Origin of the sequence: Aquimarina megaterium XH134 (assembly GCF_000520975.1) — a bacterium.
GTDB lineage: Bacteria > Bacteroidota > Bacteroidia > Flavobacteriales > Flavobacteriaceae > Aquimarina > Aquimarina megaterium.
This window is the reverse complement of record NZ_JACB01000026.1, coordinates 83,989-100,715: the sequence shown is the minus strand read 5'-3', so window position 1 is coordinate 100,715 and position 16,727 is coordinate 83,989. Positions and strand designations below refer to the sequence as shown.

The window sequence follows — 16,727 nt, the reverse complement described above, 5'->3', positions numbered from 1 at the left end:
TTTTATGCTCACCCTTCGACTACGCTCAGGGTTCGGTACCACTTCGACAGGCTCAGTGTGGCAGCTCAGGGTTTGGGATTCGTTGTTTTTATTGGTATTTGGGCTGAAGATACATCATGACAAAAACACACTTTTAAAAGTTGAAATCATACCAAAAGATTCATTATTTTAGTACTATAAACCACAGCCCGATTAATATTTAGATATACGATAAAAACCGTCAATTCGAGTGATTTTTCGTATTAAAATGGAGAAAAATTGTATCGAGAATAGGTTGTACTAAAAGATTCAAATAAAACTATGATATAACATGAAAAACAGCTTGGGTATACGTGCAAAACATCTTTTGTTGATATACTTTCTACTCACTTTTTTGATTTCGTGGACTGGTCTAGTTTTTATTATGGGTATTGACGGATTTACCGGACAGAAAGAAGTACCGGATAATCAAATTCCATTACTATTTTTGGCTATGTGTGCAGGGCCTTTTATTGCAGGGTTGTTAGTTAATTATTTTGAAAATGGTAAAGCCAGTTTTAAACAACTAATAACCAGAATAGGTAAATGGAAAGTAAGCACCCAATGGTATGCAATCGCACTTTTTTCTGCTCCGCTACTTTTTGGACTTACCTATGTAATCCTTTCTTTTTTTTCTTCTAAATTTTCTCCTATCCTTTTCTCTACCGATGATCTTCTCTTTTTAGTTCTTGGAGGAATTCTAGGTGGTATTCTAGCCGGTTTTTTTGAAGAAATTGGCTGGACAGGATTTGCTACCCCAAGATTGAGGCAACATTTCAATATAGGTACTACAGGGTTAATTGTTGGTGTCATATGGGGAGTATGGCATTTGCCTCTTTTCATGGATAGCGACCCTGATGAAGATATTCCATTGGCAATCTTACTGATCATAAAGCTCGTTACGCATTTACCAGCTTTTAGAATTTTGATGGTCTGGGTATATGATCACACCCAAAGTTTATGTATAATAATTCTTATGCATATGTCTCTTACGACAAGTACGATGATTTTTCAACCCACAACGACAAAAGGGGTTGATATCGTTGTTTTTAACCTTATGTTTACTGGATTGATTTATGTGTTTATTCTTATCATCTACTTGTGTAAGAAGCTTATAACCGAGTAGAAAAGTAAATAAAAGTATTTTAATACTACAAACTAGTGTGTGTGTGTTTTAGAAAAGCCTCAATACAACGGAAATATGAATGAAAATAAAAAGAGAGAGTTTTACCTCTCTCTTTTCTCTCTAAACAAAAAATGCATCATTCAACAATGAATTTCATGGCTTTTTTCTCTTTTTTAAGTGTGGTTATTATGACTAGATAAAAGCCGGGGTCTAGTTGGTTTACATTAATTATTACTTCTTTACTGTTTTCACGAATCACATCATCTTTTATTACATTTCCTGCTATACTTGTAATCGTGATTTTACTTCCTTGAAGGTTTTCGAAACTATGTAGAAATAGTCTATTGCTAACGGGATTAGGGCTAATCTTAATAGTAGTGCTTTTCATCGAACTTAATTGCATGTTCCTATTCTGAAAGGATGTGTCTTCATTTACCAAATTGGTAGCTTGACAATCGGGAGGTGTAGATGATGTACTACAATACAAAGTGAAATTATTGTTTTTTGATACTAATACAAGGTTTCCTTGATCTGTAGTAGCGTAATATGATCCATCTAAACCATTAATTCCTGTAGTACTCAACTGCACTTCTGGTTTTGGAGCATTAAAACTATGCGTAGTTTTTTGTAACAAATCCACATACCAGTCTGGGGTACCATCATTTGTATTCAAAGAAAACTGATATAGACCATTATTGTTCGAATCCCAATTTATCGTTATGTTTTTAATATTATCCAAATTAGGTCCACCATCTCCTAAAACATGAATAGTATCATATTGCTGATTTAAAGAAGGCAATGCCGTATCCAAAGGAACACCAAAATTACAACCAACAGTCCCATCAACCACTTTAATAACCTTGGTTGCTATATCTGTTTTTCCTAATTGGTTAGTTACCGTAAGTGTAATATTTACCTCTTCAGGTACTGTGTATGTAGCAGATGGAGTTTTAGATATTGATGTCTCTCCATTTCCTAAGTCCCAATTATAACTTAATACTCCTCCAGAAGGATCTATTGATGATGACGCATCAAAATTCACCAATAAAGGACGTATTCCACTTTCGGGATCGGCAGTAAAAGAAGCTATCGGTTTACCATCGCTTACTTTTATGACTATTGTTTTATGTGCTTCCTTTTTACCGTCACTTACAGTAAGTTGTATTACATAATCACCTACAGTATCATATTCATGAGTAACTGTAGCTCCCGTTCCTGTTTTTCCATTTCCAAAATCCCAGGTATATGTAAGAATATCTCCATCCGGGTCTGAAGAAGAAGATCCATCTAAACTAACAAGCAATGGTGCTACACCTATAGTAGGGTTGGCTATGAAATCAGCAATAGGACTACTATTATCATCAATAACGGTTATTGTTTCTGTTGCCACTACAGAGGTATTAACGCCATCACTTACAGAAAGACTTACCAAATAAGATCCTATTTCTGTGTACATAACTACAGGAGCCATTTCTAAAGAAGTTTCTCCGTTTCCAAAATCCCATGTATATGTCAACAAATTTCCATCGGGGTCACTGGACCCCGAAGCATCAAAATGTACTTCTAAAGGTTTTTTTCCGCTGGTCGTACTTGCCGATATCACTGCAACCGGTGTACCAGATTCATCTTTGGGCTCCATACCCCATACTAATTTCCCTTTATGATATAAAGTTACTTTGACATGAGGTTTCAAGGTTTTTTTATTAGCATCATAAGAGTGATCATTAGACTGATTATGATTTAGGTACCCTGCGTGATGTATTCTTGTTTTTATTTCACCAGATTTTCCTTTTGCAGGTAATTTTCCTGAAACTCCAGTAAAGCCTATTTCAACATACTTCTCTTCTCCTTTGGTTTTAAATTTTCCGTTTACTCCACTAATCGAAGTATAATCTATTCCAAAACTCATTGCCGCAGTATGTTCTGGGGTATACCAATATCGTATTTTGAATTCTGAATATGGTATTGCTTTGGTAGAATCACTAACGATCTGAAATACAGGTTTTATTTCTGAAGAATTTACGTTTTGAGTATTATCATAATATTCTACTCTAAAAGGAGTATCGGGTAAATCTATGATACTTTTATCTACCGTTATGTTAACTATTCCCGGATCACCAGCAGGATTTCCGTTTTCATCCATCAATACTAATTTTATCTTATGATCTCCATCTTCAAGGTTTTGTATTGAAATGGGTTCGATTGTATAAACAGCATCCTTTTCTATACCATCAATATAGTAACGTATATGCTTCCCTCCTGGTCTAATATCCCATTTATAAGTGGTAAACTTAACATCAAAACTTGGTTTTAAGACACTTCCATTAATCGGGGATTGAATAATAGCTGTTGGTCTTTCGGGAAGAGGATCTTTTGTAACGATTACTGTGATCTCATCTTTTAAATCCAAAACCGAATTATTACTACGTTCCATCTGTAATACCAATTTATGTGGTCCTTCAGATAAAGCAGTACCATCGGTAAAAACACCTTCGCTTGTAATCAAACCGCGATCTTTTCCATCAATTTTAAACCTCAACTTGTACAAATTAGATGGAAGGTCCCATCCTTCGGTTTCAAATTTTATTTTTAATGGTGTATTTACCAGTTCAGCATCCAAAGGTGATTTAAAATGAATATCTGGTAAGGGTCGTACTGGTGTTTGTGCATCTCCTCCATGCAACGTCCATAGTACTCCTGCATCAAAAAGTTCCCATCCATTATCGGTGAGCAGGTGCATAAATTGATCCCTAAGTGGAAAGGCTAATCGTCTGGAAGGAAGTGACGTCCCTGCTTCATAACCAAATAGAATTGGATGATTCCCCACTTTGGCAATAGTCACTGCATTTTCTGTTGGCTTGCCAAAGGGCATTCGTTGCGTAATTTTGTATAATGCTGTTTTTCCCGCGTTTAGTCCAGCGGCAAGAGGATGATCAGCATTAGAAATCGTCACTTTTGGATACGCTTGTGGTGTAAATCCAAATCCAGAATTGATATTTCCCGAAGTTAGTTTCAGTTTCCCATACATAAAAGGGTCCCACGTCATAATAGGTACTACAGCAGATTCTAAATCGTTTCCAAGTACTCCCGGATCGACAGAAGAAGAAACGAGTACCATATCATATGGATTTGCCATTTCTGGGCGACTCACTTTTTCATCAGAAAATAGAAGTATTTTAAATCCTAACTGCTGTTCTAAACGTGATTTTATCTTTTGATCTTCGGGAGTTAGTTTTTTATCATCTCCCACTACAAACATTACTTTTATTTGCTTCTTATACCTTACTTTTATTTCTGGAGTTAGAGAAGCAGTATTTCCCTGGTTATAAAACACTTTTGCAGAAACCTTATATGCTTTCCATAGTACAGGACTCCAATTCATTTCAAAAGGAGTAGTATTCACTTCTCCCAATAATTCACCATCAATATAATATTCGATTTTAGTAACTCCATCTATATTTGTTTGTACAATTAATTTCACAGGATCAGACTTCTCTATACTTGCTCCTGCTTTTGGAGATGCCATTTTTACAACCTGTGATTGTTCTATAGCCGGTTCTGAGCCATCAATCTGTTTGATATAAGCTATCAATTTGTTAAAATCAGATTGATTAAGGCTAGAAGTGGCAGCATGTGCATCATTAGTATTATAAGTGGTAAATATTTCTTCTAAGGTTGTAGCACTTCCATTATGTAAATAGGGAGCTGTAGCCCATACATCTCGTAATGTTGGGGTATCAATCCCTAATATTTTTTTTCCTAAGCGGCTACCACTATTCGTTGTGATCGTACCCACATCATGCATTTTTCCGCTTTTACTATCGGTAAAATTATTTCCACCGTGGCAAGAAGCACATTGTAGGTTTTTAAATATTCTTTTTCCGGCCACTGCATCATTTGTCAAAGCTCCATTTGCTTTTCGGTATGGGCTGGGATCAAAAGTATTGAGGGATTCTATATAAGCTGTCAGTGCGTCTAAATCTGCCGATTTCCCTTGTTTTGGATCTCCCAGAGAAAGTCCTGTTGTTCCTTTGTTAAAGTCACTGTCTTTCATAAATCCCCGACCTTTGAAATGAAAACGAATATCATTTTCAAAATCCTGAATCTCATCAAAATTAGCACTCCAATGCACTCTACCATGCTCTGTTCCTGCTCTTCCGACCAAAGAGATTGTATTTCGTACTCCTTCTCCTCTATCTGTAAAATCCCAATTACGACCATCCTGGGCCCCATCAATATGACAACTTGCACAACTAATATACCCGTCGGTTCCCATTCTCAGGTCAGCAGCATTATAAAATATTTGCTTTCCTTTTAATACTGTCGTACTAAGCTTTTCATTCGTAACCGTTTTTACTGTAGCTATTTTTTCTAAAGAAGTATTTCCTGATTCGATCATTTCTTTTGCATCAAATACCGTAATATCTCTACTCATAAAGTTTTTGACAAAAAGGCGATTTGTTTTTTTATCGATTACCATTCCCTGAGGAGCACTGCCCACCTCTTTTTTTATGAGTTCTAGTCCTTTTTGTGGGTCAATTACCACGATTCTATTATTTCCCTGCATCGTAAGAAAAAGAAGATTTCCTGTTGGGGTAAAAAGTGCAGAAGAAGGTTGTCCATGATTATCAATATCTAATCGATGCGCTAGCTTTTCTGTATTTGTAGTTAAATCAATCGATGCTATTGCAGTTCGTACTGCATTGTCAAAAGGAAGTGGTTTTCCATCTCGGGAAAGACCTCTTAATATATTATCTTTTTTTGCTACAGACCAAGCTGATTTATTATTAGGATGTATACTAATACCCGATACATAATTCGGAACCCCTCTACCTTCGTTTCCATTATCCACAGTAAAATCGTCTATCGGTAATGCAATTGTATGGGTAAGCTTAAATGTTTCTATATCTATTTTCCAAACCTGCCCTTCTTCATCTGGGGATATAAATCGGGTCACGAGCAATTCTTTTCCATCTCCTGTTACTGCTAATGCTCTTGGTGTTTGCCCTATAGTAAGTGTGGCAGTTATTTGCTGAGTTACGGGGGATATTTCTAAAATTTTTCCTGACCCATAAGTAGATACAAAACACCGGCTTTGATCTGGTGTAAAAACAATTCCAAATGGACGAGAACCTTTAGGTAAAGGAATTTTTGCGTGTATCGCACCATTCGCTTTAAGCACATATATTTCATCAGAATCCCTGCAGGTTATCCATGAATTTCCATCTGAGTCTACTGCAACATTTACGGGGTCTGTACCTGTACTTACTTCTTTGATTATAGATAAATCATCTGCATTAATCAAGGTTATCGTATTATTATCGGGATTAACCGACCAAATAATCCTTCTATTTTCATCTACTGCAATTGGAGTAGATTGTGTAGGTAAACTAGCTGGTAATGTTTCTACAATAGATAATGATTTTGAAAATACAGCAAACCCACCATTGTTATCAGATACCTGTACCTGTATCAAATAATTTCCTGGCTTGGCAAAAGTATGTGACGTTTTTTCTCCTATCCAATCCGTTTTAGGAGTACCATCACCAAAATCCCAACGGTAACTCATCGAGTTTCCATCGGGATCAGATGCATTTGCTACAAACTCAACTGTATCGTCCAATCCTACAGGTGATGGCATATTACTATCTATACTGGTAATTTCTGGTGACTTATTTGAAGCGTCTCCTCCTGTTGTAAAATAAAACACATACTCCTTAATCCCATTACCTACAGCATCTTTAACTCCTCCATCGACAAATTTTACCTCATACGTTGTATTGGGTAATAATTTCTCTCGCGGTGCATAGTTAATCACATGATAAGAAGTCGAAGTAACATCTCCTTTAATAGGATTTCCTCCTAATGGACTTACTTGTATTGTTTTATCATTAAGTGAATTATCATCAAGAATTTCATTGATTACAAAACCAATGGTTGTATCTACGGGTTGATTTGTTGCTCCTGATACAGGGAAATGATGCCCTACAGTTGGCGGGCGTGTATCCAGATCATCCTGATGAGAAAAAATAGAAGTTTTACCATCCCCACTTGCTACTAAGATATGCCCAATAGGCATCCATTGATTATCTAACAACTGTAAGGTCTCATCATCAGAAGGAGGAAAAAACTCTTGCTCTACACGCATTTTTTCAAAATTGTATTTTACTCCTCTGTCAAACCTTCCTGTAAAACCAAATTCATCTTTAAAAATCATATAACGTCCCAGAGTAATATCATCTGAGGAGATATTAAAACCGTGTTTTACATTAGTAGGATCACTTATATCAAAAGCTACCAATGTATTATCTCCTTCATTTCCACTCATGTAAATCAAATAATTTCTCCATACCTGAAAACCAGTGCTATATTGCTCATGTGGTACTCCGCCTCCAAAAGCACCCAGAAATTTTATGTTTTTCGGATCTCCAAAATCGAATACTTTTATTTCCCCACTCTGCGGAGCATAAAAAACATAATTCCCTAAACGCAGTACTATATCTGGCAGAGTAGCAGCAATTGGTATTTTCCCTACCTCTTCTCCGCTTCTCATATCATACACCCTATCGCCATCTATAGTGTGCGGAAATGTTTCTAAATTATCATAATGAGGTTGATTGTCTTTAACCGTATATAAAACATCTGAGGAAGTGATTGGTTTTCTTTCTAACATATTCGAAAGATCAAGGTATTTATATCCTGATCCTGCTACTTCTGGTACAGAATATTCTCTATAGTAAAGATCACCCATTTTCCACCATCGATGTCCATTATTTCCTGCTCCATCAAATTGAAGTCTCCTAGGGTCTGTAGGATTAGAAACATCCCATATTCCTGTTCCTTCCTGGCCGGCTATCATTAAATAATTACGGTGGTATGTATTGATCCTGTCACCTTGTGGAAAATTAGATAAAAAGGTACCTGCAGGCCATGTTTGCGTAGTCATCGACGGACCTGAAGTCCCATCATAGGATTCGATCATTTTTTTAACCAGGCCAAATGACATCAAAATAGCTGAAACATATAATAGCCATAGCCTTTTTGATGTTATAATGCCTAACCATTTACGATATAATCTTTGCTTAGTTTTCATTTGTTTATGTGTATTGTGTTTGAGGTCGGATAGCATTTACTTTATCATACAAATCATCATTGCATACGCTATATAACATTTCTCTCAATCATCGAATAATCAGAATACATCAGTGCTTTATTACTTTATCTTTAAATTTTTCAACAGAAATACATGTTTTATCTCTTTTGAGAAATTGAATTCTAAACTATTGGTATTGCACCCTATTTATACATCTTATTTTTTGATCTAATTCATGTTAGAATTGTGATTGGTATACAGTAGCTATCATTACGTATTTTCTATAGTATTTTACTTAAGTAGAATAGAGAGGCACATCGTATTGTGCCTCTCTATGATACTCAAATAATTATCGTTTAATTATTTTTTCTCTGAACTTTTCTCCAGTGGTTGTATTGATAATTTCAATAATATACAACCCGGTAGAAAGCCCCTCTAGCGAAAGTTGAGCGCTGTTTTGTAAATCCTTGAAAGATTTGGTTACCACCACATTACCTGCGATATCAAGAACCTTAACTTTAGCATTTGTAAGCTTAGCGTTTCCAGAAATATTTACATAGCTTGATACAGGATTAGGATTCACTTTGATTCCCAGATTCTTTTCAGGAGTACTTTTATTTCCTGACTCATAGAAGAAATGTCCATACTCTGCATTTGCAAGAGCTATTTCAATTTGAGCCCAGCTTCTATGGTAACGTTGTGTATATTCTTGTCCAGAATTATACATTTCTTCAAGTCTTCCAAACTCAGGATCATTTTTATACCCTGATCTGATATCTAAGAAAGATACTCCAGGCTTAATTTCATCACCATTAGCCATTGTACCGCTATAATTAGAAGGAACATATACTTCCTGCTCAAACATTCTATTAAAATCTCCTCTGGTTTCTGGTGCAGATACTCCTTTATCATCTCGATACTTGTTCCACATTCTATCCAGTATTTCTTTTGCCAGATCGCGAGATTCTGTATCTAAGACAGCGTGTTTCTGAGTAGCAGCGGCATAATAGATCAATGCTTTTGCTGTAGATGCTGCAATACCTAAATCTTTACCATAGTTAACCACCTTAACACTAAGGTTATTGTTGTTTCCTGGATTGGCAGGATTCCAATCGTCTGGTTCTCCTGTCCATTCTAGTGTCGCAGGGATTTCAAAATCATCATCTCCTACTAGTTTCACTACACTTTTAACCCAGGTGGCCCATTTATCCATTAAATCTTTAGCCATTTTGTCATTGGTGATGTAGTAGTATTCTGCTACACGCTCCATAGACCAGGCTTGCCATCCAAACCATGTTCCACTTCCCGGATCATGATATACTGGGTTATCATCATAAGCCATTCCGTAGAATTTAGATTTACCTGCCGGGTATGGACTATAATCTCCATTCCAGCTATTGGTAGCTCCACCAGCAATTGCACCTTCTTTAGATTGTAACCAGGTGTAAAACTCCATCATTCTCTGTAAACTGGTATTCCAGTCATTTTCTCCTGTTTGAGATTTAGGCTTTAGCTCATTTACATTGGTTAATGCATATGCTGCAACTGGGTTTTGGTATCCAAAATGACAGTGACTAGAACTAATTCTCCATGCCCATTCTCCCGGAGGTGTTGCACCACCCCAGGCAATGTACCAGGACATTAGATAATGTGCACTTTCATATCCTTTTCCGGGAGTAAGACCTTCGGCCCCCATTTTCATAAAGTACTTGTCAAACATCGCTAATCTCAAGAAATCTCCCATTTTTGACGCTTTACCCAAATGGTCTGTAAGCGTAACTCCTTGCTCTTTGGCATATTCTTGTGCCCAATACATCGCCTGTACTACTCTGGCATCTGCATCTGGTGCACTGGTATATCTCCATTGCTTTGCATAATTAGGGTCGCCTGTAAAGAAGGGTAAAAATCCTTCTTCGCCTCCCCATGTAAAATCTTCCCATGATGGATGTGGAATAGTTTCAAAAACAGATTCCTGCTCACCTCTCTGGAACGTATTGATATATGATGGCGTACTTGTTCCATCTCCGCGATTACCATATCCGTAGAAATTATCGTTATCCAGTAACCAATGCATTTGATATACCTGGTCACCATAGGTCGCCGATAAATCTGCTGAAACTGGATCCTCTCCTACCGGTAATCCAAATTGTAATGGTGATGGGTACATATTAGGATCTGGGAATTCTGCTGCATAGGTTGCAGGTTTTGAAGGGTTATAAACAGAATTGGTAGGTTGATCATCTACTGTTGGGATAATAAATTTTTCCATTGCATCCCATACTTCACCAACTCCAGACCAGTCCTCATTTATTTTTCCATCCATCACTTCTAACTGTAACCAGTATGAATACAATTCACTTGTAGATTCATGACCATAATCTGGTGCTTCAACAATTAATGTTTCAATAGAATGATGTGGAGACCCGTCTGCACTGAAATATCCATTACTTACACTATAGAATTCGTCTTTTAATTCATTGAATCTGTTATAGTATTCGTTAGATCCAGGAGGAGTAACAATATCTTCTTTCACTTTGATACGTTTTGTTGCCTGCCCGGTTCTTCCTCCTTCATCGGTTACGGTAAGAACAACATCATACTCTCCTTCTGCTACAAATTCGTGTGAAACCAATTCTCCTGTAGCAGTAGATCCATCTCCAAAATTCCAGGCAAACGTAAGTACTTCATCTGCAGAATCCGGATCACTAGATGCAGAAGCATCAAAGCTCACAGTTAATGGTGGTACTCCCGCAGTGGGTGTAGCTGATATTCTTGCTATCGGGTCATTATTATTAGCGCTTCCACTACAATCTGGTCTGGTAGATGATGTACTAAAATAGATGGTGAAACCTTTATTTTTGGAAACCATAATAAAGTTATCTCCTTCTTTATTTACATAGTAATCACCATCTAACCCAGGAATTCTGGTATTGCTAAGTTTTACTGATGGGTTTGCATTTGCAAAAGTGTGGCTTATGTTTCCTAATAAGTCTACATACCATCCCGGGACTCCATCTGTAGTTAACATAGAGAATTGATACAGCCCTTTATTCCTTAAATCCCAATTAATGGTAAAGTTAGCTATATTACTTAGGTTAGGTCCTCCATTTCCTAATACAAATATATTTGTATAGGAAATATGTGGTGTAGAAGGTAACGGATTGGCTACTGGTGTTCCAAAGGTACAATCTTCTACATTCCGATATTCGTAATCTATAATTGATTTTTCTAATTCTCGCCCCATACTTCTGGAAGCAGGGAGTAAAAGAATCAATGTGCAAATAAATAATTTAATTTTTCTCATTTTATTAAGTTTTAAGAGTTAGTGTTAAAAGAGCAGGAGAGAAAGAATGTCCCGCTCTTTTTGGTTAATTGTGAACTATCATTCTATAATGAATTTGGTAACGATATGTTTACCATGTACTGTGGTTACTTTTGCCAAATACAGGCCAGAACTTAAGTGATCTACACGAATCATAGTAGATTTCTTACTCTTACCTATAGCATAGCTTCTGATTACCTCCCCTGCTAAGTTTGTGATGATAATCTGGCTTCCTTTTAGATCTTCGGTACCAACGATGGTTAATTTATTTTTAACAGGATTTGGACTTATTGTGATGTCAAATTGATGGTCTGTTGAGTTCTTATTTTTCATAGCCGTTCTTTCTAAAGAACTAGAGCAATCCGGAGGAGTCGCCGATGTACTAAAATACACGGTAAACCCTTTGTTTTTAGACACTAAGACAAAATTCCCTTCATGTTGAGCAGCATAGTATGATCCATCAAATTTTGGAAACCCGGTTCCTGTTAGTGTTACACTTGGGCTAGCCGCTTTTAGGTTGTGCGTTATTTTTCCTAACATATCAACATACCAGTTTGGTACTCCATTATTGGTATTCATTGAGAATTGATACAACCCGTTATTACGATTATCCCAGTTTAAAACAAAATGAGTAACATTGCTAAAATCTGGCCCTCCTTGTCCTAAAACATGAATGTAATCATAGCGTTGATGAATAGAAGGTATACCAGAATCGAGTGGAGTTCCAAAAGCACAATCAACAGATCCATCGGATGCTTTAATCACTTTGGTTGCTGTATCTGTTTTTCCTAATTGATTCGTTACGGTAAGTGTAACGGTAAAATCTCCTACTGCTGTATAGGTTGTAGATGCAGTTTCTGATGTCGCAGTCTCACCATTACCTAAATCCCATTGATATGTTAATGTTCCTCCTGAAGGATCTACTGAGGCTGATGCATCAAAATTAACCAGTAAAGGAATAAATCCTTCTTCTGGATCAGCTGTAAAAGAAGCAATGGGCTTTCCATCACTTATAGTTACCGTTAGTGTTTTAACAGCCACTTTATTCCCATTACTTACGGTAAGTTTTACCGAATATGTACCTACTGTGGTGTATTCATGAGTAGCTATTACTCCACTTCCTGTAGTACCATCACCAAAATCCCATGCATATGTGAGCGGATTACCATCAGAATCTGATGAAGCCGAAGCATCAAAACTTACAGTTACCGGTGCTATTCCGGTAGTTGGATTTGCTACAAAATCAGCAATAAGAATATTACCATCGATTACAGTTATGGTTTCTGTTACAGGTGTAGAAACATCAGTACCATCACTTACCGTTAGCGTTACTACATACGATCCTATTTGGGCATATGTCACTACTGGTTTCTCTTCTGTTGATGTTTGTCCGTTACCAAAATCCCATGAATAGAATAACGCATCTCCTTCGGGATCACTAGAACCAGAAGCATCGAAGCTCACTTCTAAAGGAGCATTTCCTGTTGTTACATTTGCCGATAATACAGCAATTGGTTTCCCTTTGGGTTCTTTACCATGAATCAAAATTCCTTTATCATACATTGGAATTTTCTGAGAATTGATACGAGTTGATCCATTAAGACCATCTGCAGAATAATCATTTGCAAGATTCCATGGCATTCCTGCTTTTACTTCTATTCGTAGCTGCGCTTCTCTTCTACTGGGAGACTCTCCTATCGGAGCTACAGGATCATTAGGAAACGAAACTTCTGCATAATATATGTTTTTGGCAGCATCCCAGGGTCTAACTTTTAATTTTCCATTTCCTTCAACATAACTAAGTTTTATGGTATAGTCACTTATGGTATAGCCACTATTCACAGCTTCAGAAATATCAAAGAAATATCTAAAAGAAAGGTTTTTTGTTGTTCTGGCTGGCCATGCCGTATGGTTTTTGGCCATTACCGATACCGTTATTCCATTCTGGTTATTGCTGTTAAATTTGGCATCTGCCAAAAACTCGTCTTTAGGAGTTTCCTTTATAGGAAAATTGGCTAGTGGAGTCCCTCCAAACTCTTTATACATCCTAGCCAAAGTTCCTGTAAATGCCGCGTTATAATCACATGCAACTTCATTTGCGACATAATCTCCTCTATCATCTACATACTGATCATTGGCAGATGGCGGTCCTCCTACCAGTGCTCCATAGGTGATATGTCTATTATTTTTTGGTAAACCTGTTAGGTTATTAGTCCAGGTCCCATGTGCTGTTCTATGGTGTGGGTTTTTAGGGGAGTTATTACCAAAACCAACTACATAACTACTATTTCTAGGGTTATCTCCCAGAATATAATTGATCTGACGCTTTGCAAAATTGAGATACGTCGCTTTTTTTGGAGTGTCAACATGATCACTATATACAAATGCTAAAAACGAAGTATTAGCAGTATGACGTAACGACCCCCATTGCGTTAGGTGCGCCTGACCTCCGGCACTATAAGGAACACGTTCTCCGTTATATCCTGTGGTCCAATAATCCAAATGTCTTTCTGCATCAATCTTATATTTATTTTTACCCGTAATCTTTGATAATAGTATGTAACATCCGTATGATTTATCATCCCAGGCCAATCCCCACTTATACGATTTTGTGGTAGACTGTGGCTCATTATTCATATTATCATATTCTGATTCTGCTTTATCCAGATAGGATTGTTTTTTTGTGGCTTCATACAACCAGGTAGCCCCCCATACAATTTCATCTTTAAATCCGCTCCATGATTTATAGTATTGTTGTACATCTGGTATAGATATAGAATAATCTCCTCTATGCTTATCTGCAAAATCATACAATTGTTCTGCATGAGAAAGTAATGTCGCGCTATAAGTTGGGTCAGAATCTTTAAATACAATACTGGCTGCTGCCAATGCTGCTGCAGTTTCTCCGGCTAATTCTGTTCCTGGTTTTGCTTTTGTGATTTTATAAGCAGGTCTGGCCATAGGCATTACTTCTGCAGCACCCCACCATGCATGATCCGCTCCGCCATTACCGACCTGCCCATAGAACTCATTGGGTGCAGTATGACATTTGATAAAGTAATCACATACAAATCGTAAATTATTTTTGATATGCTGTAATTGCCCGCTATTACGATACGCATCTTCATATTCTATAGCTCCCCAGGCCAACATAGTAGCAGAATACGCCATAGGAAATCCAAATTTTACATGATCTCCCGCATCATACCATCCTCCGGTCAAATCTTTATTAACACCAGAACCGTCATTTATTGCCGAATCATCTCTCCAGCTCACTCTATTCCAATCGGGTAACTTCCCGGATTGTTGCACTTCGTAAAAGAAAATAGATTTTTGTAATGCTTCTCCGTAATTAAAGCTTTGTGCAGTACTCGGCACGCTAAAAACACAGAATAATAGCCAAAAAGCTACTTTAACTAAATTTTTCATAATTGTAAGTTTTAAATAATTGTTTGTTATGATTTGATTACCTCAAAAACCTGATTTTTAACATTCAGGTTTTTAATGTTTTTTCATCACTAGGATGCGTCAAAAAACCTCACAAAACTGCTCGGCTTTTTAACCTATTTTCACGACTGACTATTTAAAAAACTATATGACTGACTTAGTTTTTTATTATTTATGATTTTGAATATATACTTCCCGTAGAAAGGGAAATTGGTAATTGATATTTAATGTGCGTTTTTAGGTGTCGCACATCAGATGCATAACACTGAGTAGTATGCATGACTTTGCTGGATTTCTCATAATTTACGTTAGGTTTTAAGATTATATTATTTAAGACAAAACTTAATTTAATTCCATTTGGTTTGATGGAAAAAACTCTGCTTGGTTACTTGTCTATTTTAATAGAGATGATAATCATTCAAGCATAGACACTTTTTTTTGAAAAAAAATTAAATATTTAACAATATTATTAGCTACTACATAATTCACATAGTTGTATTACGGGATTCTCATCGAAAATAGACGTGTTATAAGGTTAGAGAATATGATTTTTGATAGGTAGTAATGGCCCTTCGGCTTGACTCAGGGTTCGAGAGTCTCACCCTTCGGAGTTATATTATTATTTTTAGCCATATCGGAGGTCGAGGCGTCATACTGAGCCCTTCGATAAACTCAGGATAGGCCTGTCGAAGTACACTCGAAACCGGAGTTCATTCTGTATCACGATCAATCTCACCCTTCGGCTACGCTCAGGGTTCGGAAGTCGTCGTTTTATTCGAATCAGCGGGGGCTGAGGTTGTCGAAGCCCCATCTTTATCCCGATACGCCATGGATAATCCTGGTAATGTTTCCAACTTCCCTCTCATTAATGCTTCTTTCTTTGCTCTCGACCAACCTTGTACTTGTTTTTCTCTGTAGAACGCGGTATCGATTCGATTATAGTGTTCATACATCACTACATTCTAAAATAACGTGAATTCGATGTAAGAAAACCTACCTCAGTCAGAGACATCCAATAAAATTTTATTCAGTGTTTAAGCTGACGTTCCAAAGCAGAGCTTTGAAATCTTTTTTCACCAGTATAAGATTTGTTTTGCGTTTGCAACATCTATGAAGCCTTGGAAAGATTTAGCACAATAAATCTGATTTTCAGTGAAATTGAAAAATACCTTGAAAAAGTGCCTTTTCTTTTGGTTCGTTTTCTTTGGGCAAGCAAAGAAAATGAACAGAAAGCCAAATCAAAGGGAATTAGATGAAGTTTAAGAATGTATAAGTTTATGAAAAACAAATCATTATAAAATACATCAATGGTAGTAATTTTCGATAGAAAATTGTACTTCGACCAGACTCAGCAGAGCTATTGAAGACAAATAAATTTTCAAGCTAAATCCTTACATAGAACTTACATTAAAATATACATGTATCCATTCATATAAAGTTTTGTTTTTACAATAGTAGCGCATATGAGTTTCATTTTTTGAAACCAGAGTATCATCGTACAAAAATCTTGGTATTATAAACTAATAACAGGAAGGACTAAAAATAGTAATGTTATACTAGTTTTTAATAAAACGACACTTATTAACCATACTAATAAGATCACGGTTTAGTGTTAAAATATGTAAACCTGTTTATTATTTTGTATTATTTCAACATAAAAAAGAGGTCTAAAGAATAAGTCCAATGTCATATTGAGCCTGTCGAAATATTTTTATCTTACT

The 16,727-nt window shown here is 36.6% G+C and carries 4 protein-coding genes; 1 reads left to right on the top strand and 3 read right to left on the bottom strand.

Features of this window, described 5'->3' with window-relative positions; translation table 11 throughout:
* Positions 1-310: 310 nt before the first annotated feature.
* Complete coding sequence (locus Z053_RS30160) at positions 311-1,144, top strand: CPBP family intramembrane glutamic endopeptidase (RefSeq protein WP_051476056.1); 834 nt, start codon at positions 311-313, stop codon at positions 1,142-1,144.
* 136 nt (positions 1,145-1,280) lie between these two features.
* On the opposite strand, the gene Z053_RS30155 is transcribed toward Z053_RS30160, so the two are convergent.
* From Z053_RS30155 to Z053_RS32145, 3 genes are all read right to left on the bottom strand, one after another.
* On the bottom strand, positions 1,281-8,237 hold the full coding sequence (locus Z053_RS30155; protein ID WP_160170093.1) for a PKD domain-containing protein: 6,957 nt from the start codon (positions 8,235-8,237) through the stop codon (positions 1,281-1,283).
* A gap of 349 nt (positions 8,238-8,586) precedes the next feature.
* Positions 8,587-11,541 carry a glycoside hydrolase family 48 protein gene (locus Z053_RS28560; protein WP_051476054.1) on the bottom strand — a complete coding sequence of 985 codons (2,955 nt, stop codon included), beginning with the start codon at positions 11,539-11,541 and terminating at the stop codon, positions 8,587-8,589.
* A gap of 78 nt (positions 11,542-11,619) precedes the next feature.
* Complete coding sequence (locus Z053_RS32145) at positions 11,620-14,988, bottom strand: glycoside hydrolase family 9 protein (RefSeq protein ID WP_051476053.1); 3,369 nt, start codon at positions 14,986-14,988, stop codon at positions 11,620-11,622.
* Positions 14,989-16,727: the final 1,739 nt, after the last annotated feature.

What these genes read in the sequence shown, in the direction of transcription:
- Z053_RS30160 (WP_051476056.1), top strand. Translation starts at nt 311, where the DNA reads ATGAAAAACAGCTTGGGTATACGTGCAAAACATCTTTTGTTGATATAC.
- Z053_RS32145 (WP_051476053.1), bottom strand. Translation starts at nt 14,988, where the DNA reads ATGAAAAATTTAGTTAAAGTAGCTTTTTGGCTATTATTCTGTGTTTTT.
- Z053_RS30155 (WP_160170093.1), bottom strand. Translation starts at nt 8,237, where the DNA reads ATGAAAACTAAGCAAAGATTATATCGTAAATGGTTAGGCATTATAACA.
- Z053_RS28560 (WP_051476054.1), bottom strand. Translation starts at nt 11,541, where the DNA reads ATGAGAAAAATTAAATTATTTATTTGCACATTGATTCTTTTACTCCCT.